At 33.7% G+C, this 21,399-nt stretch carries 23 protein-coding genes and 1 tRNA gene; 8 read left to right on the forward strand and 16 right to left on the reverse strand.

The window, feature by feature from the left end:
• Positions 1-3 precede the first annotated feature (3 nt).
• Positions 4-2,442, reverse strand: a complete 2,439-nt coding sequence (locus AC3Y25_RS11490; RefSeq protein ID WP_489902847.1) for an ATP-binding protein — start codon at positions 2,440-2,442, stop codon at positions 4-6.
• A 175-nt stretch (positions 2,443-2,617) separates the two neighbouring features.
• Positions 2,618-4,519: a S9 family peptidase gene (locus AC3Y25_RS11495; protein WP_489902848.1), complete on the reverse strand. Its 1,902-nt coding sequence runs from the start codon at positions 4,517-4,519 to the stop codon at positions 2,618-2,620.
• A gap of 313 nt (positions 4,520-4,832) precedes the next feature.
• Here AC3Y25_RS11495 and AC3Y25_RS11500 point away from each other — a divergent pair, with 313 nt between their 5' ends.
• The 3 genes from AC3Y25_RS11500 to AC3Y25_RS11510 are packed head-to-tail and all read left to right on the forward strand — an operon-like array spanning position 4,833 to position 7,682.
• Complete coding sequence (locus tag AC3Y25_RS11500; protein WP_489902849.1) at positions 4,833-5,948, forward strand: NAD(P)/FAD-dependent oxidoreductase; 1,116 nt, start codon at positions 4,833-4,835, stop codon at positions 5,946-5,948.
• The gene (gene mtgA / locus AC3Y25_RS11505; protein WP_250834952.1) at positions 5,945-6,736 is read left to right on the forward strand and encodes a monofunctional biosynthetic peptidoglycan transglycosylase; all 792 of its coding nucleotides are present in this window, start codon (positions 5,945-5,947) and stop codon (positions 6,734-6,736) included. The genes AC3Y25_RS11500 and mtgA overlap by 4 nt, the downstream gene beginning before the upstream one ends.
• Positions 6,711-7,682, forward strand: coding sequence for a lipid A deacylase LpxR family protein (locus AC3Y25_RS11510; protein WP_489902850.1), 972 nt, complete (start codon positions 6,711-6,713; stop codon positions 7,680-7,682). Before mtgA ends, AC3Y25_RS11510 begins: the two co-directional genes overlap by 26 nt.
• Positions 7,683-7,914: 232 nt before the next feature.
• Here AC3Y25_RS11510 and tnpA read toward each other — a convergent pair whose 3' ends face one another.
• The 5 genes from tnpA to AC3Y25_RS11535 form a co-directional block, all read right to left on the reverse strand.
• A complete protein-coding gene (tnpA, locus tag AC3Y25_RS11515) occupies positions 7,915-8,367 on the reverse strand; it encodes an IS200/IS605 family transposase (protein WP_489902851.1) in 453 nt (150 codons plus the stop codon).
• Positions 8,368-8,564: 197 nt separating this feature from the next.
• Positions 8,565-9,149, reverse strand: a complete 585-nt coding sequence (locus AC3Y25_RS11520; protein ID WP_489902852.1) for an SMI1/KNR4 family protein — start codon at positions 9,147-9,149, stop codon at positions 8,565-8,567.
• A gap of 35 nt (positions 9,150-9,184) precedes the next feature.
• On the reverse strand, positions 9,185-10,216 hold the full coding sequence (locus AC3Y25_RS11525; RefSeq protein WP_489902853.1) for an oxidoreductase: 1,032 nt from the start codon (positions 10,214-10,216) through the stop codon (positions 9,185-9,187).
• A 42-nt stretch (positions 10,217-10,258) separates the two neighbouring features.
• Positions 10,259-10,849 carry a hypothetical protein gene (locus AC3Y25_RS11530; protein ID WP_489902854.1) on the reverse strand — a complete coding sequence of 197 codons (591 nt, stop codon included), beginning with the start codon at positions 10,847-10,849 and terminating at the stop codon, positions 10,259-10,261.
• Complete coding sequence (locus AC3Y25_RS11535) at positions 10,846-11,289, reverse strand: hypothetical protein (RefSeq protein ID WP_489902855.1); 444 nt, start codon at positions 11,287-11,289, stop codon at positions 10,846-10,848. Before AC3Y25_RS11535 ends, AC3Y25_RS11530 begins: the two co-directional genes overlap by 4 nt.
• Positions 11,290-11,443: 154 nt before the next feature.
• On the opposite strand from AC3Y25_RS11535, the gene AC3Y25_RS11540 reads away from it, so the two are divergent.
• Positions 11,444-11,665: a hypothetical protein gene (locus AC3Y25_RS11540; RefSeq protein ID WP_489902856.1), complete on the forward strand. Its 222-nt coding sequence runs from the start codon at positions 11,444-11,446 to the stop codon at positions 11,663-11,665.
• Between the two features lie 175 nt (positions 11,666-11,840).
• Here the strand turns inward: AC3Y25_RS11540 and AC3Y25_RS11545 are convergent, their stop codons facing one another.
• Positions 11,841-12,089: a GIY-YIG nuclease family protein gene (locus AC3Y25_RS11545; protein ID WP_489902857.1), complete on the reverse strand. Its 249-nt coding sequence runs from the start codon at positions 12,087-12,089 to the stop codon at positions 11,841-11,843.
• Between the two features lie 67 nt (positions 12,090-12,156).
• Positions 12,157-12,230: transfer RNA gene (locus tag AC3Y25_RS11550), tRNA-Ala, on the reverse strand.
• A 105-nt stretch (positions 12,231-12,335) separates the two neighbouring features.
• On the opposite strand from AC3Y25_RS11550, the gene AC3Y25_RS11555 reads away from it, so the two are divergent.
• The 4 genes from AC3Y25_RS11555 (at position 12,336) to AC3Y25_RS11570 (ending at position 14,701) form a co-directional block, all read left to right on the forward strand.
• Positions 12,336-13,100: an enoyl-CoA hydratase/isomerase family protein gene (locus AC3Y25_RS11555; protein ID WP_489902858.1), complete on the forward strand. Its 765-nt coding sequence runs from the start codon at positions 12,336-12,338 to the stop codon at positions 13,098-13,100.
• Between the two features lie 91 nt (positions 13,101-13,191).
• Entirely contained in the window at positions 13,192-13,368 is a 177-nt protein-coding gene (locus tag AC3Y25_RS11560) for a hypothetical protein (protein WP_489902859.1), read from the forward strand.
• Between the two features lie 33 nt (positions 13,369-13,401).
• On the forward strand, positions 13,402-13,854 hold the full coding sequence (locus AC3Y25_RS11565) for a 6-pyruvoyl trahydropterin synthase family protein (protein WP_489902860.1): 453 nt from the start codon (positions 13,402-13,404) through the stop codon (positions 13,852-13,854).
• A 103-nt stretch (positions 13,855-13,957) separates the two neighbouring features.
• Positions 13,958-14,701: a UDP-2,3-diacylglucosamine diphosphatase gene (locus AC3Y25_RS11570; protein WP_095928326.1), complete on the forward strand. Its 744-nt coding sequence runs from the start codon at positions 13,958-13,960 to the stop codon at positions 14,699-14,701.
• On the opposite strand, the gene AC3Y25_RS11575 is transcribed toward AC3Y25_RS11570, so the two are convergent.
• From AC3Y25_RS11575 to AC3Y25_RS11605, 7 genes are all read right to left on the reverse strand, one after another.
• A complete protein-coding gene (locus AC3Y25_RS11575) occupies positions 14,702-15,910 on the reverse strand; it encodes a cytochrome c3 family protein (RefSeq protein WP_489902861.1) in 1,209 nt (402 codons plus the stop codon).
• Between the two features lie 83 nt (positions 15,911-15,993).
• Complete coding sequence (locus AC3Y25_RS11580) at positions 15,994-16,350, reverse strand: hypothetical protein (protein ID WP_111425144.1); 357 nt, start codon at positions 16,348-16,350, stop codon at positions 15,994-15,996.
• 98 nt (positions 16,351-16,448) lie between these two features.
• On the reverse strand, positions 16,449-16,805 hold the full coding sequence (locus tag AC3Y25_RS11585) for a hypothetical protein (protein WP_489902862.1): 357 nt from the start codon (positions 16,803-16,805) through the stop codon (positions 16,449-16,451).
• Between the two features lie 160 nt (positions 16,806-16,965).
• Positions 16,966-17,880 carry an alpha/beta fold hydrolase gene (locus AC3Y25_RS11590; protein WP_489902863.1) on the reverse strand — a complete coding sequence of 305 codons (915 nt, stop codon included), beginning with the start codon at positions 17,878-17,880 and terminating at the stop codon, positions 16,966-16,968.
• Positions 17,881-19,164: an MFS transporter gene (locus AC3Y25_RS11595; protein ID WP_489902864.1), complete on the reverse strand. Its 1,284-nt coding sequence runs from the start codon at positions 19,162-19,164 to the stop codon at positions 17,881-17,883.
• Positions 19,151-20,854, reverse strand: a complete 1,704-nt coding sequence (gene recJ / locus AC3Y25_RS11600; RefSeq protein ID WP_250834967.1) for a single-stranded-DNA-specific exonuclease RecJ — start codon at positions 20,852-20,854, stop codon at positions 19,151-19,153. The genes AC3Y25_RS11595 and recJ overlap by 14 nt, the downstream gene beginning before the upstream one ends.
• A 181-nt stretch (positions 20,855-21,035) precedes the next feature.
• Complete coding sequence (locus tag AC3Y25_RS11605) at positions 21,036-21,380, reverse strand: HopJ type III effector protein (protein WP_113676677.1); 345 nt, start codon at positions 21,378-21,380, stop codon at positions 21,036-21,038.
• Between the last annotated feature and the right edge of the window lie 19 nt (positions 21,381-21,399).

Below are 21,399 nucleotides of genomic sequence, written 5' to 3' on the forward strand. Positions count from 1 at the left end.
TCATTAAATCTCTTGTTTCAATTCCTTAAAAAGGACTTCTACTTTTTCAGATAAATCTGCGTACGTTGCTTTTATATCGATTGTATTTAAATCTTCTTTTTCTAAATTTTTTAAAATTTCGCCAATCTCATTTGCCTGAATTTGCTTGAACATGGGAGCAATACGATGCGCAATAGATTTTATTTCCTCATGATTTTTCTCTTGAACAGCAGCGTTTAAAAAACCTAAATTTTCGATTGATGTTTCTATAAAAGACTTCAAAACTTCTTTCAAAGCCGATTCATCCTGACCTAGAAAATCTTTCAAAGTTTCTAAAGAATATATTTGAGAAGCATTTTCATTTGCATTCTCTGTAGATTCAGTTATCGGAATTTCTTCATGATCTAAAATATGCTGAATTGTCTCGAGCAAAATTTTTGGCGAATAAGGTTTCTTTATAACTGTTGTAAAACCAGCATTTTTATAAACTGAAAGATCCAAATCGGTGCGGCCAGTCAATGCGATTACAGGCTGATTTTTAAAAATGGTATCTGGAAGTTCACGAAGTTTTTCCAAAAATAGAAATCCGTCTATTTCTGGCATTTGAATATCGGTAATGACAAAATCAAAAGGCGTGGTCTCAATCGTTGCTAAAGCTTTTGCCGGATTAGTAAAAGAATAAACCCTATGCTGTTCTTGTTTTAAAACCCCACTTGTTAGATTCAAAAGATTAATGTCGTCATCAACAACAATAAAAGTTTGTGTTTTACTGCTTTTTGCCGTCTTAGGTTTTAGTTCGGTTGCAGTAAAGTTTTGGCTATTATCGAATAATAAAGGCAGTTTAATAATGAATGTGCTTCCTTTTCCAAAAATACTATCTAAAGTTAAATTACCGCCTAGAATAGAAATGATCTTCTGACAAATTGATAACCCTAAACCAGTTCCGCCATATTTCTTTTCAATGCCTTCATTGGCTTGTGCAAATTCTTCAAAAACCAATTTCTGATTTGCTTTTTCAATTCCGATTCCAGTATCTTGAATTGAAATGGTAAAAAACTGATCGTCATTTATGTAAGCGGCAATTCGAATATGGCCTTCCTCAGTAAATTTATAAGCATTTCCGATAATGTTAGTCAAGATTTGTTTTAAACGAAATGGATCGCCAACGATACGTTTCTGAAATTGTTCGTCTACATTGATAATAAGATCAATGTCTTTTTGCTTGTAAACCGTTTGAATATTTCTGGCCACATCTTCAATGATTTCCGGCAACGAAAACGGAACTTTTTCTATAGAAATTTTCCCTGCTTCGATCTGCGAAAAATCGAGTAGATCCTGAACCAATTGCGTAATATACTCAGACGAGTTTTTAATATTTTTAATAAAATAGGATTGCTTCGTATTGATGTCTGAATTTCCTAAAAGTTCAGAATAACCAACAATGGTGCTCAAAGGCGTTTTTAAATCGTGACTTACTGTCGAGATTAATTGTTCACGGCTTTTTAGCAGATTTTTGGTTTTGAAATTCGCGATTTCGAGCTGTTTTTTATACAATTGAGATTTTGAATAATCGCTAACAATTAAAATCGAGAAAAAGACCGTCAGCAATAAACCGATAACTGCCGAAGCCGTTACAATTTCGTTGACTCTTTTTAATGATTTTTCTTTTAATGAATTGTTTTTGATCGAATTGATAATGATTTCTCGCTCAATAATTCGAAGTATTTTTCTAAGTTGATCTGAAATTGCAATTTCATTCTGAAGCAGTTTGTTTTCTTCAAAATTCAAAGATTCTTTTTTCTTTTCAGCTTTTATCTTTACAGAACTCAAAAGCTTTTTAGAATTGGCCAAAATAGAATCAGAAGCTTTTTTGCTTAGTGTATTGGTGCTGTCGTCTGGAATATTCGAATTTAAATAATCAACATATTGCTGTAAAACACTTCGCTGATAACTCCCCAACTGATTTGGGTTTTTAGTAAAATCCTGAAGTTCGAGTTTTCTTAAATTAAACTCCATTTTCGTGATTTCATCAATAGCATTATTTACAGAAGTTTCATCATCTGCTTTATTCTTGATTTCTCTTAACTGTTTAATGTTTTCTGTCTTTTCAGACAAAAAATATGTTACACTATCTAGAAGTGTTTTCTGATATTCGGTAGTAACAACTTGTTTTAAAGTATCGATACGTTTGCGAAGAGAATCGGTTTCGATAAGATAATTTTTAAAATCTTTTTCGGAGTTGTTCTGAATGGTTTGCCTTGCTAAACTTTCGGTTTTATAAACATTAGAATACAATCTGCTGACTCTGATGATTTTGTTTTTTTCTAAAGCAATCTTATCTTCAAGTTTATTGTAAACTACATTTTCAGAATAAAGAAACCATCCAACTGTAACAACCAAAGCCAATAATGCAACATAGCTGAATAAAACTTTAATTGCGGTGTAGCTTCTTTTTGTTTCCATATTTTGCTTGAAAGATTTGAGGGAATGGGGTATTATTAAAACATTGCAATTTATCTAAAAAAATCTGTTTTACGAAGAGTAAATCTACCCATAATGTTACATAATTGTAAGGTTTGCAAAGAAAAACAGCCGTAGATTGTGTAAATCTACGGCTGTCAAACATTCTTTTTATGTATTACAAAGTTTCATCTAACCATTTGAAGAATTCGCCTTGCCAAACCTGAGCGTTCTGAGGTTTTAAAACCCAGTGATTTTCATCTGGGAAATAAACAAATCTACTTTTGATTCCTCTTAATTGAGCGGCTTGAAAAGCTTCCTGTCCTTGTCCGATTGGCACACGGAAATCTTTTCCTCCTTGGAAAATCAAAATTGGTTTGTTCCAATTCTGAACCAAAGTTGCAGGATTAAAAGTTGTATAAGCCTTTTGCGCCACAGCATTATCTTTTTCCCAATATGGTCCACCAAAATCCCAGTTGTTGAAGAAAACTTCCTCAGTAGTTCCTAACATAGAAACGGTGTTGAAAACTCCGTCATGAGCAATAAATGTTTTGAAACGGTTTTTGTGAATTCCAGCTAAATAAAATACAGAATATCCTCCATAACTAGCTCCAACGCAACCTAAACGACTTTTGTCAACATAACTTTCTTTTGCCACATCATCGATTGCAGAAAGGTAATCGTCCATAACTTGTCCGCCCCAATCTTTACTAATTTGTTCGTTCCACTCAACACCGTGTCCTGGCATTCCACGACGATTTGGCGCAACAACCACATAACCTTTAGCGGCCATTAGAGAGAAATTCCAACGGAAAGAATACGATTGTGTCAACGGACTTTGCGGTCCACCTTGGCAGAATAATAAAGTTGGATATTTTTTTGAAGCATCAAAATTTGGAGGAAGAATTACCCAAACCAACATCTTTTTACCGTCAGTTGTGGTAACGTAACGTTTTTCTGTTTTGCTTAACGATAAAGTTTTATAAGTATCTGTATTTACATTTGAGATTTGTTTCCAAGTATTTTTCTTTAAGTTGAAAGAATAAATCTCACCTGCGTGATTCATATCAGTTCTGGTAACAATGATTTCATCGCCAGCAAGACCAACTAAATCATTTACGTCAAAATCTCCGTTAGTCAATTGACGAACATTGATCGCGATTTTAGTTAAACCAGGAAAATTAACCGAGAAAAGTTGTTTAGTTCCATCAACCGGAGCCACAAAAAATACCGTTCTACCATCTTTACTCCAAATAAAATTATCTACAGTTCCGTCCCAATTTGCAGTTAAGTTAGTTTTGATTCCTTTAAACTCGACAATAATATCGTTTTTGTCCGACTCGTAACCATCGCGTTTCATTTGTAGCCAAGACAAATTTCCTGTTGGCGAAAATTGTGGAGCAGTATCATAACCTAAATTACCTTCGGTTTTATTGGTTGTTTTTTGAGTTTCTAAATTGTACTCATAAATATCTGTGTTGGTAGAAATCGCATAAGCAGTTCCTGCTTTTTTCTTGCTCACATAAAAAATGCTTTTGCTGTCTGGAGACCAGATGTAATCTTCGTCGCCACCAAAAGGCTTTTGCGGAGAATCGAAAGTTTCACCTTTCATGATGTCGGTTCCTTTTGCTCCATCTTTGTTTTCTTTATAAAAAACGTGATTAAACTTACCTTCGTTCCAAGTATCCCAATGACGGTAATCCAATCCATCATAGATTTGAGCATCAGATTTGTCAAGGCTTGGGTAGAAATCTTTACCTAAAACTTTGTCGATTTTTACTTCATCATTGTAAACAACAAATTTTCCGTCAGGAGAAATATTTTTGTCTTTTAAAACGTCTTTTGTGTCTTTGATTTCAGTGGCATTACCTCCGTTTACTGGAATAATATAAAGTTTAGAAGTCGACTTGTTATCGGCTACAGAAGGTGTCGAAACCTTGTAAACAATATTTTTTTCATCTTTCGAAAGTCCGAGTGGAGTTACTCGTCCTAATTTCCATAACAATTCCGGAGACATTACATTCTGTCCGATAGCATTTAAACTCATCATTATTAAGGTTGTTACTACTACTTTTTTCATAATCAAATTATTCTTTTTTTGTGGTGCTAAAAATACAACATTTAAAGGCCAAGTTGTTAAAATCCAAATCCCAAAAATTGTTAAAATTCCAATGTGAAGAAATTCCTATTTGTCACCCTGAGCGAAGTCGAAGGGCTTATCGAGATGTGGCTTCGACTTCGCTCAGCCTGACAGTTCGAGTAAAATTGTAAGCAATCAAGTTTTTGGAATTTGGAATTTCATTTAGTTTTGGATTTTAAAAAATTGTAATTTAACCCAAGATTGGAATTTGGAGTTTAAAAAATTAGAATTTATTTTTTAGAATAAAAAATTTATGGAACTAAGCTATTGGGAACTCAAAAATTGGTTTACGAATATTGATTATACTATTGTAGGAAGCGGAATCGTAGGTTTACATACCGCATTACGCTTGCGCGAAAGATTTCCTGCTGCAAAAATTCTGGTTCTTGAACGCGGAATGTTGCCTCAAGGAGCAAGTACCAAAAATGCTGGTTTTGCCTGTTTTGGAAGCCTGTCTGAAATTATGGATGACTTAAAAACAAATTCAGAAGAAGATGTTGTGGCACTTATTGAAAAACGATGGAAAGGTTTGCAATTGCTCCGAAAAAGATTAGGAGACGTGGCAATCGATTTTAAACCTCATGGGGGATATGAATTATTTTTGAAAGAAGATGAATTTGGATTTAACGAATGTATTTCGAAAATTCCATTTATCAATGAAATTCTAAAACCACTTTTTAAAGCTGATGTTTTTTCAAAAGAAGTAGACCGTTTTGGATTTGGAAATAGTAACGAGTATTTAATTTTTAATCCATTTGAAGGACAGATTGATACTGGAAATATGATGCAAGAATTATTGAAACAAGCAATTTCGGAAGATATTTTAATCTTAAATCAGCAAACGGTAAAATCGTATATCGATGCAGGAAATCAGGTTGAAGTTGTAGTAAACGATTTTAGTTTTAAAACCCAAAAACTGCTTTTTGCGACCAACGGCTTTGCGGGCGAACTAACAAAAGGTGCTGTAAAACCGGCGAGAGCGCAAGTGCTTATTACAGAGCCCATTCGCAATTTAGACATCAAAGGAACGTTTCATTTAGATCGAGGCTATTATTATTTCAGAAATATTAATGACCGTATTTTATTAGGCGGAGGAAGAAATCTTGATTTTGAAGGAGAAACAACTACTGAATTTGGACAGACGAAAATTATTCAAAATAGATTGGAAGATTTACTGAAAAATGTAATTTTACCAAATCAGGATTTTCAGATTGTGCACCGATGGAGCGGTATCATGGGAATCGGAAATAGTAAGAATCCTGTCGTATCCCAACTTTCTGAGAATGTATTCTGTGGAGTGCGTTTAGGCGGAATGGGAGTGGCGATCGGAAGTTTAATAGGAACAGAATTAGCAGATTTAATAGAATGAAAGTAACCAAAAAACCGGCACCAAAAACAACTACAAACAAACCAAAACCTAAAACTTCGGCTTCAAAAAAATCGAATCGTTCTTTTGGAGAAAAAGTGAAATGGTTTTTTATTAAAGCCGCTTTATGGTTTTTCGGAATTTCTATCGGGTCGGTTATCTTTTTTAAATATGTTCCAGTGCCATTTACACCTTTAATGCTTATTCGTGCCATTGAAAATAAAATGGCAGGAAAAGAAGTTTATTTTGATCACGACTGGGAACCGATTGAAAAAATTTCAATGAATTTACAAAAAGCCGTTATTGCCAGTGAAGACGGAACTTTCCTTACACATAATGGTTTCGATTTTAAAGCATTGCAAAAAGCATATAAAAGCAACGAACGCGGACGCCGAATTCGAGGCGGAAGTACCATTTCGCAGCAAACAGCCAAAAATGTCTTTTTATGGCAAGGAAAAAGTTATTTCCGTAAAGGTTTAGAAGCGTATTTTACAATTTTAATTGAAATTATTTGGGGCAAAGAACGCATCATGGAAGTTTATTTGAATAGTATCGAAATGGGAGATGGAGTTTATGGCGCTTACGCAGCAACAGAACATTGGTACCGCAGAGATGCTTCGAGTTTAACACCAATGCAGGCAGCAGGAATTGCAGCGATTCTTCCAAATCCAAGAAAATTTAAAGCTACAGGATCATCAAGTTATATCAATAGAAGAAAAGAACGAATTGTACGTGAGATGCGTTACGTTGGAAAAATCAATTATAATGGAAAAGAAGAAAAGAAGAAGTAAAAAATCGCTTGTTGCTTTTCTAATATTGACTGTAACGCTCACTTTTGGACAAGGAAAAACTGCAGAAATAGGGTTTATATCTGATAACGATTTATATACATCGTCTAAATATGATATGTATTATACCAATGGTCTGGAACTTTTTTATCGCTTTTTATCAAAAAATGATAATCCGAAAATCAATAAAGAAATTACCGAATTTAGAATTGGACAATATCTTTACAATCCAAGATTTTTAAACAAAGAAGCCGTTACGGTAAACGATCGTCCTTTTGCAGGTTATCTTTTTGCTGAAGTAGGAAAAAGCTTTTTTTATCAGAGCGAATCGGTTTTAAAGACCGATTTTCAAATTGGTTTTCTTGGACCGAATGCTTTGGGTGAGGAATTACAAGAAGGTTTTCATAAAATAATTGGCTACAAAAAAGTATATGGCTGGGAAAATCAGATTCATAATGCTTTAGGGGTTCAGGCTCACGCTATTTATTCTAAAAAAATGTTTCCCTCAAAACATAATGATTTTGTAGATCTTCATTGGCAGTCGGAAGGTAATCTGGGAACGATTTTTTCAGGAGTTTCAACAGGATTTATGGCAAGATTCGGATTTAAAAAATTACTGCCAATTTATGATTCTAATATGCACGATGCTTCGATAAGTACACAAACTCAACCCAACATTAGAGAATTTTATTTCTACGCAGCGCCAAGTGTCAACTATCAGTTTTATGATGCCACAATCGAAGGAAGCATGTTTAATGACACAAGTCCGATTACTTTTGAGTTGGAGCCACTTCGTTTTAATGCCGAAGCTGGTTTAAAATACCGACACAACAACTTCAATATTTCGTATTCTTTTCTTTATCGTGGAAGAGAATTAAGAGATCCAGGAATTGATACTAATTCTGGATATTTTTATGGATCGATAAGGATGGGGTTTTTATTGAGATAACGATATCTCATAGCGCTATGAGATAGTTATGTTATATAGTTATGTGGGGTAGTGCTATGAAATAGTGCGTTGCACTATTTTGATGTCTTTTAGGCTTTCAGCCTATAACTAAAAATAGCTCTGAAAGAGCCGAAACCAATAGAATAGCGCAACGCGCTATTAACAATAGCCCAACGCAACCCAACCCGATATGAATATGAATATAGAGAGTTAGCCCTGAAAGGGCGAAAGCCTAATCCCAAAGATAACGTTCGTCATATTCAACATTATATTTGTTTAGAAAGGCTAAAAGTTCTTTTTTGAATGTCTTTTTTTTATGATGTTCTTCTTGGTTTTTAATGTACTTTACCACTATATCTAATTGAGAAGGATTAACAGAAAAAATACCATAACCGTCCTGCCAGTAAAAGTTTGCATAACGCGAATCTACTGTTTTTACCCATTTTGACGATTGTTTTTTTACTTCTTCAACCAGTTTCATTTGCGTAATTTTTTTAGACAGCAGACATAAAATATGAACATGGTCATCATGTCCTCCTATTTGAATAGGGTTGCATTCTAAACCTTTGCAAATCCCTCCAAGATAGGCCCATAATTTTTCTTTCAGATTGTCATCAATAAATGGATAACGCTTTTTTGTGCTAAAGACTAGATGCACATATACTTTATATAATGATTGTGGCATGTTTTTCTCTTTTATAATTGCATTTGATGAATTTTAAGCAGAAAGATGATGATTTGAAATGCAAATATTGTATACGTAAATAGAGAATTTGGATCTTAAAAGTTTTATTTATGACACAATAGGGCAAAATGTAAACTAGAAAAAAAGCCACTTCTGTTTCCAGAAATGGCTTTTTGTTATAATGAATAGATTGGCTTTTAATCCCAACGGCTCAAATTTCCTTCAGCACGTTCAAATAATTCTTCCAAAACATTTTCCAGAGATCTTTTGGGAAGACCAGATTCTAAAAAATCAAGTAATTGATCTGTAGTAGCTTTAATAGTATCCTGATGACAATAAATGTTGGTAAAGTTTCCGTTTCGATCAAAAACAACATATTCGCTGCTCTCCTCTATATCTTCTTCAGATGTCATCCAGCCAATACATTGAAAGTTTGCATTTATTTTTTCAGTTTCTTCTTGAGTAAGCAATTTGTATTTCTGAAGTTCTGGTCTGTCATTTCCCCAATAAGCAATAATCATATCGATAATGCCTGTAGAATTATGGGAAAAATCGGCTCTCTGCTTCATGTATCGGGTTAGATTTTGAGCAGAAGAAACACAAAAAATCTCATCAGATTCGATACCGCCAATAGTTTTATAAAATTCGATTAATTCTTTTGGTAAAGGCAGAGAAAAATAAGAAGTCAATTGTTGTATTTCTTCGTCTGAAGCTGGAGATGATTCTTTTATTTCATCGTATTCAAGTTCACATTCGGTAATGCGTATTTTTATTTGTTCCATAGTTGTCGTAGAATTGATGTTGTTGCAAATGATTATTAATGGCGATTATCACATTGCAGAAAAATCTCCTCATTAGATTTATCAATAATTGAAATATTTGGGCAGCCAAAAGACATATATTCAAAACCAAAAACAACTTCAGGTTTATTTTTAAAAAGTTTCCCTGCCCATTGTTCAACAGCATCATCTCCATTTTCATAATTTAATGGAGCAGGAGATGTGCCTTCGCTTTGGCTAAAAAGTTTTTCGATTATAACATTTTTCGTTTTAGAATCGACAACCAAAAGACGTCTGCCATAAATTATTTTATTGCTATCTAAGTAGTCTTGTAAAAAATACTCATAGCTTTCTGTTTTGTAAAAATAGGTATTCCCTGTTACTGTGTTCTTTAGCAAAGTACGGTCGTTATTTTTCATTGCTTTTGATGGATAATCCTTTTTTGCAATTTTTTCCCACTTAATAGGCTTTAAACGTTCTTTTGAAAACGGATTTTCTTTACCTACATATACCAAAGCATCTCTATAATATTCGCTGAACCCGCTTAAATATTTTTTGTTGATTTCAAACCCAATCATAAAATCATAATTTTGGTAAGGCCAATCTTCTTCAGAAGAATAACCATTTAACATTGCAGCAGTTTTTAGGTTTTTTACAGCAAAAGAAACGTGTTTGTTTTTAGCATAATCAATTATGAAAACAGAATCAGTTTCAGATATGTTGGTTTTAGACAAAAATCTTTTTCTGTAGTTTTTATCAAACGTGAAATACACCGCATTGTACTTTCCTATTTTTTGGATGTTTGGTAAAGCAAGAGTATCTTTTTCGTCGTTTACAGGATAAATATCCGAAAGAGAAACAAAAGCAACATCGCTGCTGTCTTTTGGAGTAATTGTAAATAAATTGATGCTTTCTTTTCTTGTAGCATCTTCGGTTTGAAGAGTATCCGTTTCAGTTTCTGCGTGTTCTGTCACTTCAGGAAGTGCAGTTGTTGAGGTATTTTCTTTTTTATTGCAGGCAGATAATAGAATTAAAAAAGTGGCTGATAATAAAAACGATTTTGTTGTCATTATTTAAATTTGATTTTGGGGTTCGCTATGTACGAAAGTACTTTAATTGTTTTTTATTGCAATACTATTTCCTGTGTTTTTATCGAAAGTAATAGTTTTGTTTGGTCCGCCGTAAAAGAGAGTCAAAGTCAGCGTGCTATCGGTTTCACTTCTAAAAATAATATCTTTTGCCGTCCTGATTTTAATGTCCAAATTATCATTCATAAGCTGAGAGTCGGTGCATTTGATAATTCGTTTTTCAAATAAACCTTTTTTCTCAATTACCTCCAACCACGGATGACCCATCGCACTGTAACCCACAATTTGCGCTCTGTAATTTTCATTTAGATCTTTATTTTGATACAAACCTAAAGATGTGCTTGAAAGCAATAAGGCGAAAAAAGGAATCATCATAGCAATAATGCTAATAGCAAATGTTACAATTATTGCTGCTAAAAGAAGTTTTGCCAAGAGTTTTTTCCAAAAAACAATAATTATTACAAAGTTGCTTATCAGCCAGAGCCATGATAAAACAACATCGCTATAATAACCACGAAGACTAATTTCTTTAAAGTAATATAAAAGGCAGTCCATTACAAAAAGTGTCCAGATGATGAAATAGATTCGTAAAAGTGTTTTTTTACCCGAACTCATAATTTTCTTGAGATATAGTTTAAACTAAATACTGTAACAATAGATAAAATTGAAATAGGAAGGAAGGAGAATTTAAAAGTATACATTATTTCTTCTTTAAAGAGATAGGTACTCCAAGCAGATTCTCGATCTACAAAAATGGTGTAATTCCAGAAAAACCAAACAGTAATTAAGATTAGTAATTGAAGTATAACTTTTAGATTACTGTTTTTAATGAATGAAAGAGCCAGAAAAACTATGGATAAGAAAACAGTAGAAAATAAAGTCATTAAATAAGCATCGTCAAAAAAAGAACAATCTAAACAGCCGCTTGATATTTTGTCAGAAAAGCTTCCCATTGCCCAATATATTTCAATTAAAGTAAAAACGAAAAGCAAAACTGCAATTATAAGAGGTTTCTTTATGAATGAGAATATTTTGTGTTTTAAGGTTTGATCCATTTGGAAATGTTTGATAAACTATTAAAAATAGCGTGTTTTGAATTTTGTCTCATGCAAAAATAGAAAACAGTTTTTTAAAGAAATATCTTTCAAAGGATATAATTGCATTAAAATAGGTTTTATTAAAAAATAAAACACTTAACTGTTTGATAACATGAAAGATATTTTTAATTATTTACTTTTAATTAAAAATTTAATTATGGATATCAATTGGAACATAATAGCGGTTGTAGCAATATTGGTGGTTATTCTTGTTGTACTAACACTCAGAAAAAATCTGCGTGAAAAAAAGAAATTAGAAAAATTGCTGAACAACGATTTTAAAAAAGCTGAGAAAGATAGAGTTGATGCTGATGATGCTGCTAATGAGAAATAGTTGATTTTATAATCTTTAAAATTCTATTCATAGCGATAGATTTTTTATTTCGATTTCTATGACAAAATTATAGAAAAGACAAAACCCTTGTAAAATAAAGCTTTACAAGGGTTTTATGTTTATTTTGGAGAATACCGGATTCGAACCGGTCACCTTCCCGATGCATCGGGATACTCTAGCCTTTTGTTTCTATTAGGGTTTCAATGTATTTCCGACTTTTCTTTTTTTTTATTTGTAATTCTCTTTGATAAGCTTCACTTCTGGTAGCAAATGTTTCTGAATATTTTAATACCCAGTCTTTCACAATTTTTGTGAATTTACTTCTGCTATTTAAATGATCTTTTAAACGCTGTTCAATATTTTGGCAGGAACCAACATAGTATTTGTCTAAGGTTTTTGAATATATGATGTAGATATAAAACATAAAATGTGTGCTAAAAAAAAATACCCAAACAGAAACAGTATCTGTTTGGGTATTTTTAAATTATTTGTGGAGAATATCGGATTCGAACCGATCGCCTCTACGCTGCCAGCGTAGCGCTCTAGCCAAATGAGCTAATCCCCCAAATGCGTTAACAAATAAAGTCAATTAATTCTCAAAAAACAAATTTGTAGAAGTTTCGTATCAATTATTTTCAAAAGCGTAACTTTACCTTTAAATGTAATTTTTATGAGCCTAGAAAATACAAACGGAAGCTTAGAAACTTCTTTTCAAAATAATATTGCGACTGTGCAATTTGGTCATCCAGCAAGTAATTCTTTTCCGCGTGAATTGTTAAACAGACTTACAGCTGAAATTAATTCTTTAAGCAGAAATGAAGAAGTTTCGATTATTATTTTAAAAAGTGAAGGAGAAAAAACGTTTTGCTCAGGAGCTTCTTTTGATGAACTTTTGAAAGTTGAAAGTGAAGAGCAAGGTCTAGAGTTTTTTTCAGGTTTTGCACATCTGCTCAATGCCATGCGAAATTGCAACAAAATTATAATTGGACGTGTTCAGGGAAAAGCAGTGGGTGGTGGTGTCGGAATTATTTCGGCTTGCGATTATGTTTTTGCAACTCCGCAAAGTGATATTAAATTATCAGAATTAGCGATCGGAATTGGTCCTTTTGTAATAGAACCAGCCGTTTCTAGGAAAATAGGAAAAACAGCAATGACACAAATGACATTAGAGGCTCACAAATGGAAATCGGCAAATTGGGCTTTTGAAAAAGGGCTTTTTTCGGTTTTATGTGACGCTGAAAATCTGGATGCTGAGGTTGAAAGTTTTGCTCAAAAACTGAGTTCTTATAATCCTGAAGCGCTTTATGAAATGAAAAAGATTATTTGGGAAGGAACAGAACAATGGGAATCTCTTTTATTTGAGCGTGCTGCCATTACAGGTAAACTCGTTTTGTCTGATTTGACTAAAAACGCTTTGTTGCAATTTAAAAAATAAGGGATGATATAAGTCATTGATTTTAGAAAAATGGGAGCATAGCTTTGAAAAATATTTTAAAATCAAATTTTCACTATATAAATTATTGAACATGACTATTATTTCGTTAATGCAAAAAGTTGACATTGCAGAGAAAATTAAAGATGCTCCAGACAGCGGTTATCAAATTGGCGTTGTCATTGGATCTTTCATTCCGTTTCTACTTTTGGGCGGAATTGCTTTGTGGATGTATACTCGTGCTAAAAAAAGAGCTAAAAACGGCAATTAATTTGTAAATTTGCAAGCTTAAAATTAAAAATCGATGAGTAATATCAGAATTACAAAACAATTTAGTTTCGAAACCGGTCACGCTTTGTACGGTTACGACGGAAAATGCAAGAACGTTCACGGACACAGTTATAAATTATCGGTAACAGTTATTGGTTCGCCAATTACAGACCGATCGAATGTAAAGTTCGGAATGGTGATTGACTTTTCTGATCTAAAGAAAATTGTAAAAGAAGAAATCGTCGATCAGTTTGATCATGCTACGGTTTTTAATCAAACAACTCCGCATATCGAATTGGCAAATGAATTGAAAAACCGCGGACATCATGTGATTTTGGTAGATTATCAGCCCACAAGCGAAAATATGGTGGTTGATTTTGCTGAAAGAATCAAAAACCGTCTGCCTGCAGGAATTTCTCTTTTCTCACTAAAACTTCAGGAAACAGAATCGTCTTTTGCAGAATGGTACGCATCAGATAATCAGTAAAAAGGTTATAAGTTAAACGTTTAAGGTTAGAAGTCAAAACGTATAACTTCTAGCTATTAATTTATTCTTCATAACTCCTAACAAATAACTTCTAACTTCTCTCATGAAAAAAATATATTTTGCTTCAGATCAGCATTTTGGTGCGCCAACTCCAGAATTGAGTTTACCGCGTGAAAAGAAATTTGTGGCTTGGCTTGATGAGGTTAAAGAAGATGCAGAAGCAATTTTTTTATTGGGAGATTTATTCGATTTTTGGTTTGAATATAAAACAGTTGTTCCAAAAGGTTTTGTACGCATATTAGGCAAGCTGGCTGAAATTCGCGACAGCGGAATTCCGATTTATTTTTTTGTCGGTAATCATGATCTTTGGATGAATGATTATTTTGAAACCGAATTGAATATTCCGGTTTATCACGATAATAAAGAATTTACCTTTAACGGAAAAACCTTTTTAATTGGTCACGGAGACGGAAAAGGTCCTGGTGATAAAGGTTATAAAAGAATGAAAAAGGTTTTTACCAATCCGTTTTCAAAATGGCTTTTCCGCTGGCTTCATCCAGATGTTGGCGTAAGTTTGGCTCAATATTTATCAGTAAAAAACAAACTAATTTCTGGTGACGAAGATGTGAAGTTTTTAGGAGAAGAAAACGAATGGCTTGTTTTATATGCCAAACGAAAACTAGAAACCAAACATTACAATTATTTCATTTTCGGACACCGCCATTTACCCATGATTATTCCAGTTGGAGAAAACTCCGAGTATGTCAATCTTGGCGATTGGATCGGATATTTTACTTACGGTGTTTTTGACGGCGAAAAATTTGAGCTTAAAAAATTCGAAAAATAATTACTTCGTATTCGGATAAATTCCAATCTTATGCGTTCGCAGAATATATTCTGAAAGTTGTTTACTGTTTGAAAGTTGAAACTTAATTGCTCCAGATGCTTTTTTCGGCATGTGGCATTCTACACAATTGCTAGCTAATAATTGCTCTGGCATTGTTTTTAAAGTGGTTTCTTTGTGCTTTAAACCTTGATGGCAACTCATACAGATTTTAGAATAGGAAGCCAAGTTTTTAGAAGCATTTTCATGCGGATTATGGCAAGTAATGCAATCCATTTTATCACTTTTGACAAAACACTTACTTTGTGCCATTAATCGATATTGATTGCCGTGCACATCAAAATTTGCTGTATCGGTAATACTTTTGGTCTCACGAAAGAATTCTGATAAATTATCTCCAGGTTTAAATTCAAAACGAGATTTTAGTTTCATACCATCGTTTCCTGCGTGGCATAAAGCGCAGGCATCCAATTTTTGCTGTCTGTTTAAGTTTTTAAAACTTGTAATGCTATTGGCAACTTTTACGTTTGGATTTTTTAAATGAAAGTCCACATGCTTTTTCGCAGGACCGTGACAGCGCTCGCAATCAATTCCGTAAACAATTGTTTCTTTTCTGATGATATCTTCAACATCCATAGACATCATATTTCTTTCTTCAGAATTTTGATTCACGTTTCGACTGCTGGCATTTGAGGCGTGGCATGAATAACAATCTTTTACTACCATACGGTCAAAATAGGGTTTGTCTGCAGGAAAACCTGGACTTGTTGCCCAATTGTTTATAGAATGATAAAAAGAAACTGGCAGCTCATAAGTATTATTGTCTTTCCAGTAAACAGAAGTTTGTGCGTGTTTGGTTCCAAATACAATTTCAAATTTATATTTAGCCGTTTCTTTACCGTTTTTATAAACAACTTGGTATAAACTGTCGCCACGTTTTTCCATGACTAGTTTGGTGTCTTTATCGTAAATGAAGGTGTGATTTTTAGAATCGAAATCGCCTAAAACGTTTCCTAAAATTGCTGGAGCGGTCGCTTTAAAGTGCGAACTTTTGAATGCCATATCAGATTCTACTTTATGACATTGTATACAACTCTCAGATCCCGCATAATCGGTTCCGCGCGGATCAATATATTCTTCAGATTTGTTATTGCAACCAACAACGAGAATTGCCAGAAGTGTTAGAGTTAGTCGAAATACAGCTTTTTTCATTGCTGTAAATATACTTTTTTTTGAATTGAATCAAAATATATTTCAATAATGAAAAAATGCTGTTAAAATATTTAGAATGCTTCTTAATTCATGCCAACTCCGTAGACATATTCATCTAATTCGATTTTGAATAAAGAACCTTCAACCAAATCTTTAATCGATTTTAATTCGGTCATGTTTACAGCTAAATCTATAGAATTGCAAGGTGTTTTCAATAAAAACTTATGACAAGAATATTTCATTTCGCATGCTTCGCAACAAGCATTTTCTATCATGCTATCTTCAATCAAATCGCAAAAATGATTTAATTCTTGAACTGTAAAATAAAAGCCAGTTTCCTTAAAAACCAATTGCACTTTGTCGGAAATCGTAGTATTGTGATCTTTCCAGTAAAAAGCTATTCCAAAGTTGTTATGATATATCTGCTCAATTTCTCTCATCGTAAATCCTTTTATTTCAGCAAATATAAATATTATTTATATTAATTCTAAATAAAAAAATCATAAAAGTTTGAAAAAGAATATTTGTTGAGAAAACTTTAGTTCATACCCGAACCGTAAATGTATTCATTAAGATTAAGTCGAAATAAAGAACCATCAACTAAGTCTTTTATAGAATTTAACTCCATTGGAGATATTTCTAAATCCAACGCAACATAAGGAGTCTTCAATAAAAATTTATCGAAGGCGCGTTCTACACCATGCGTATCATAATCATTATGGTCTGTTACGCAGTCTTCAATTAAATCGTGAAATTCATTTAATTCTTGAACGGAAAAATAAAATCCCATTTGTTTAAAAAGCAATTGGATTTTATCTGATATAATTTCGTTGCCTTCTTTCCAATAAAATGAAATTCCAAAATCGTTTCGGTATATCTGCTCGATGTCTTTCATGGCAATTTTTTTAGGCCACAAAGATACGAACTGTTTGTATTAATACTTGACTAAGAAAAGCATAAAAAAAAGCTAAAAACCAATATGACTATTTGATTTTTAGCTATTTATAAAGCTTTTGTGATTTTGCTTTTTTGTAAAATTCTATCTCATAATAAGATTATTTCAGCCAATTTTTTAGCTTAGAAATAAAGGCTGCCTGTTGGTCAACAAATAAATAATGCGAGCAATTATCAAGGAAAGCAAAGTGATTTTCTCCAGTAATTGCCTTAAGAGAATTAATTTGTGCCGATGAAAAAATACCGTCATCTTTTCCGTAGATTCCATAAATAGGAACTCCAGCAGATTTGATTTTCTTTAAAATCGCACGCGTATCGATGTTATTTTGTTTTTCATTTTGATAAAAAAGAAGTGGAGCATTTTTATTTCGAATATTCGTTTTATAAAATTCTCCAGCTTCATAATCAGAATAAAGCTTTTTAGATTCTGCTGTCGGATTTGGCATTTTAAAAAAGCCATTTTCACCAGCAAGGTCATAACATCCTTTTCTGTATTCGGCTGAGTTTTTATTTAGATTCTCAACAATGCTGATTTTTTTTAATTGTTCAGAATCGTTGTTGTACTTTTTCTTCAGCGTATTTAAAATGTGATCGTAAGTTTCCTGTTGAGAAAATAAAGCGCCAGCCAAAACCAAAGCGCTTACATTTTGCGGATATTTATTGGTATAAAGTGTCGCAACTAAACCGCCAAAACTATGCCCCAGAATAACAGCTTTCTTTATGTGATATTTTGTATAAATTGAATTTAGATCCTGAAAAGCTTCTTCGTAAGTAAATTTCGCATTTGGGTCTGCAGATCTTCCTTCGCCTCTTCGATCGTAAGCGATAACATAAAAACCTTGATCGGCCAGTTTTTGAGCTGTTGTTCCTTCAAATAAAGTAGCATTGCCACTTGGTCCTCCATGAATAAAAATGATGGTTTTATTCTTTTCGTTTCCGTAGGTTTTGATATAAAGATTTTGCCCTTTCGCAAGAAAAGAAAATGCTAGAAAAAAAGAAAGAAAGAATAATTTCATTTATTCTAACTTATGATGATCGTCCATATCTTTTTTCAAATCTAAATTTCTAAAAGTTGGAGATTTCAATGCAGTGAAAATTACTGTTAAAAGCGTAACACTTCCTCCAAAAACAACCGAAGTTACAGCTCCCATCAATTTGGCAGTTGCACCACTTTCAAAAGCACCTAATTCATTTGAAGATCCAACAAAAATTGAGTTTACGGCACCCACACGTCCGCGCATGTGATCAGGAGTTTTAAGCTGTAGAATAGTCTGACGGATTACTACTGAAATTCCATCAGCCAATCCGCTTAAGAATAAAGCGAAAACAGAAAGCCAGAAATAAGTAGATAATCCAAACAAGATGATGGATAGACCAAAAACAAAAATGGCAATTAAAAGTTTCTTTCCTGCATTTTCATACAAGGGTACATAAGCCGAAACGAGCATCGTGATAAAAGCACCTACAGCAGGAGCGGCTCTTAAAATTCCGAAACCTTCAGAACCCACTTTCAAGATGTCTTGTGCAAACACAGGCAATAATGCAACGGCACCTCCAAAAAGGACAGCAATCATATCGAGTGATAATGCACCAAGAACAATTTTGTTCCTGAATACAAATGTCAAACCTTCCATAAGGCTATCTTTTATAGATTCTCCCATTTTCGGATTTACAATCGGTTTTTGGCCAATTTGTGATAAGGCAATTAACGAAAGAATTGAAAATCCAAAAACCAAACACATGGACCAGTGAACACCAATCCAATTAATAGAAAATCCAGCTAATGCAGGTCCCATAACGGCTCCAATCTGCCAAACCGAACTACTCCAAGTTGCCGCATTTGGATATACTTTTTTAGGAATGATCAACGATAAAAGAGAGAAAATAGTCGGTCCCATAAAAGAACGAACGATTCCGCCAAAAAATACTAAAGCGTAAATCGAATACAAAATAACATGTGTAGACCAGCCTCCAACAACTTTTGGCCAAGTCAATAAGAAAAGCCCAAAACTAATTACTGAAAATCCTAAAATACACTTTACCAATAAGCCTTTCTTTTCTCTTTGATCGACAATGTGTCCTGCAAACAAAGACATTGAAACGGCAGGAATAATTTCCATTAAACCAATAATTCCTAAAGAGAGCGGGTTTTTGGTTAAACTATACACTTCCCATTCAATAACAATAAACTGCATAGACCAGGCAAAAACCATGGCAAAGCGCAATAATAAAAATACGTTGAATTCTTTATATCGTAGCGCCTGATAAGGATCGGGTTTGTTGGATTTAATTTCTTCCATTTGTTCTAATGTCTTTCAGCATAAGCTGTGTTGAAACAGTTCCGTTCCATTCGTTTTCGGCAATGCAATATGCCAATTGAAACGGATTTTGATTTTTTACAATATTTAGTTTTTTTCCTAATCCGAAACCAATTGCGGCGATTCCGTCTGAGTTGTTTTGTTTGGCAAAAAGCCTTAAATGTTCTTCTTCTGCACCTAAAGTTTTAGCGTAACCTGTGTCAATAGCATTTTCAGTCATAAAAACAGGCGTCATATTCTGAGGTCCGAAAGGTTCGAATTGTTTTAGAATTCGAATTAATTTGGGTGTTATATCAGAGAAATTAATTTCGGCATCGATCTCAATTTCTGGAGTAAGCATTTCGGGTAAAATAGTTTCAGAAACCTGTTTTTCGAAAGCATCTTTAAAAGTTTGGTAGTTTTCTGCTTTCAAAGTCATTCCTGCAGCGTACATGTGACCTCCAAATTGTTCCAAATGTTCGGCGCAGGCGTCTAAAGCATTGTAAACATCAAAACCTTTTACAGATCGGGCAGAAGCTGCGTATTTGTCGCCGCTTTTAGTAAAAACCAAAGTCGGACGATAGTACGTTTCAATCAATCTTGAAGCCACAATTCCGATTACGCCTTTGTGCCAGTCTTCTTGAAAAACGACTGTTGAAAAACGTTCTTCTTCGTTGTTTTCTATAATCTGCTGAAAAGCTTCTTTGGTGATTTTTTTATCTAGATCTTTTCGGTCTGCGTTGTATTGCTCAATTTCCGAAGCAAATTGTTGTGCTTGTTCAAAATTGAATTCAGTTAACAATTCAACAGCGTGATTTCCGTGTTTGATTCTTCCGGCAGCGTTAATTCTTGGCGAAATAATAAAAACGACATCGGTAATATCGAGAACTTTCTTTTTTACCTGATGTGTTAAAGCTTTAATTCCAGGTCTTGGTTCGCTATTAATAACTTTCAATCCGAAATGTGCTAGAACTCGATTTTCTCCCGTAATAGGAACAATATCAGCAGCAATTGCAGTAGCTACCAAATCAAGGTATGGAACTAAATCTTCAATCGTTTCATTTCGATTTTGTCCTAAAGCCTGAATCAATTTAAAACCAACTCCGCAACCGCACAATTCATCGTAAGGGTAGGAGCAGTCTTCTCTTTTTGGATCTAAAACAGCAACGGCCTCTGGAAGAAATTCTCCGGGGCGGTGGTGATCGCAAACAATAAAGTCAATGTTTTTTGCTTTCGCGTAGGCGATATGATCAATCGATTTGATTCCGCAGTCTAGAGCGATAATTAAAGAAATTCCGTTGTCATCTGCATAATCAATTCCTTTGTAGGAAACGCCATAACCTTCGGCATAGCGATCGGGAATGTAAGTGGCAATATTGGGATAATGGGATTTTAGATACGAAGAAACCAAAGAAACGGCTGTTGTTCCGTCGACATCGTAATCGCCAAAAACTAAGATGTTTTCTTCGTTCTGAATGGCTTGTTCAATTCGGGCAACAGCTTTATCCATATCTTTCATCAAATACGGATCATGTAAATGTTCTAAAGAAGGACGAAAGAAATTCTTCGCCTCATCAAAAGTTTCAATGCCACGCTGAATCAAAAGCGTTGCAACAAAATCTTCTACATTTAAGGCTTGCGCCAAATGTTTGACTTTTTCTTCAGAAGGTTTTGGTTTTAAGGTCCAACGCATCGTTGATTTTAGGTTTTAGATTTTAGACTTCAGATTTCTGAAATCGTTTAATCTGATGGGTAATTTTTTTTGCCACAGATTAAAAGGATTATAATGATTTTTTAATCTGTGTTAATCATTTTAATCTGTGGCAAAATATCTTGTATTTAGAAGGGCTTCGACTTCGCTCAGCCTGACAATGCTATTTTGCTTCTAAAGCATTGCCTTCAAACTGAATTCCGTCCCAACCTAAGTTGATGAAATTTCTAATGTTTTGGTGGTTTGTTCCATTTGGATCGCCTAAAACTTCTTCAAAATAAAATGCTCCAAAACACGCTAATGTTTCTTCTTTATTTAGATTCTGCAATTTCGCGAAAGAAAACAATTTGCAAGAACCTGAATTTTCGCCAGCTGCATTATGTTGTGTTCCGTTTTGAAAAGCTGTTGGAGTAAAGTTGTAATTTTCTTCAATTACTGCAATAGTTTCTGGAAATGTGATTTGTGTTGGAGTTTGTTTTACTTTTTCTAAAAAGGCTTGAATGCTCATGTTGTTATGTGTTGTTTTT

The sequence above is a fragment of the Flavobacterium sp. LK-23 genome (genome assembly GCF_058135255.1).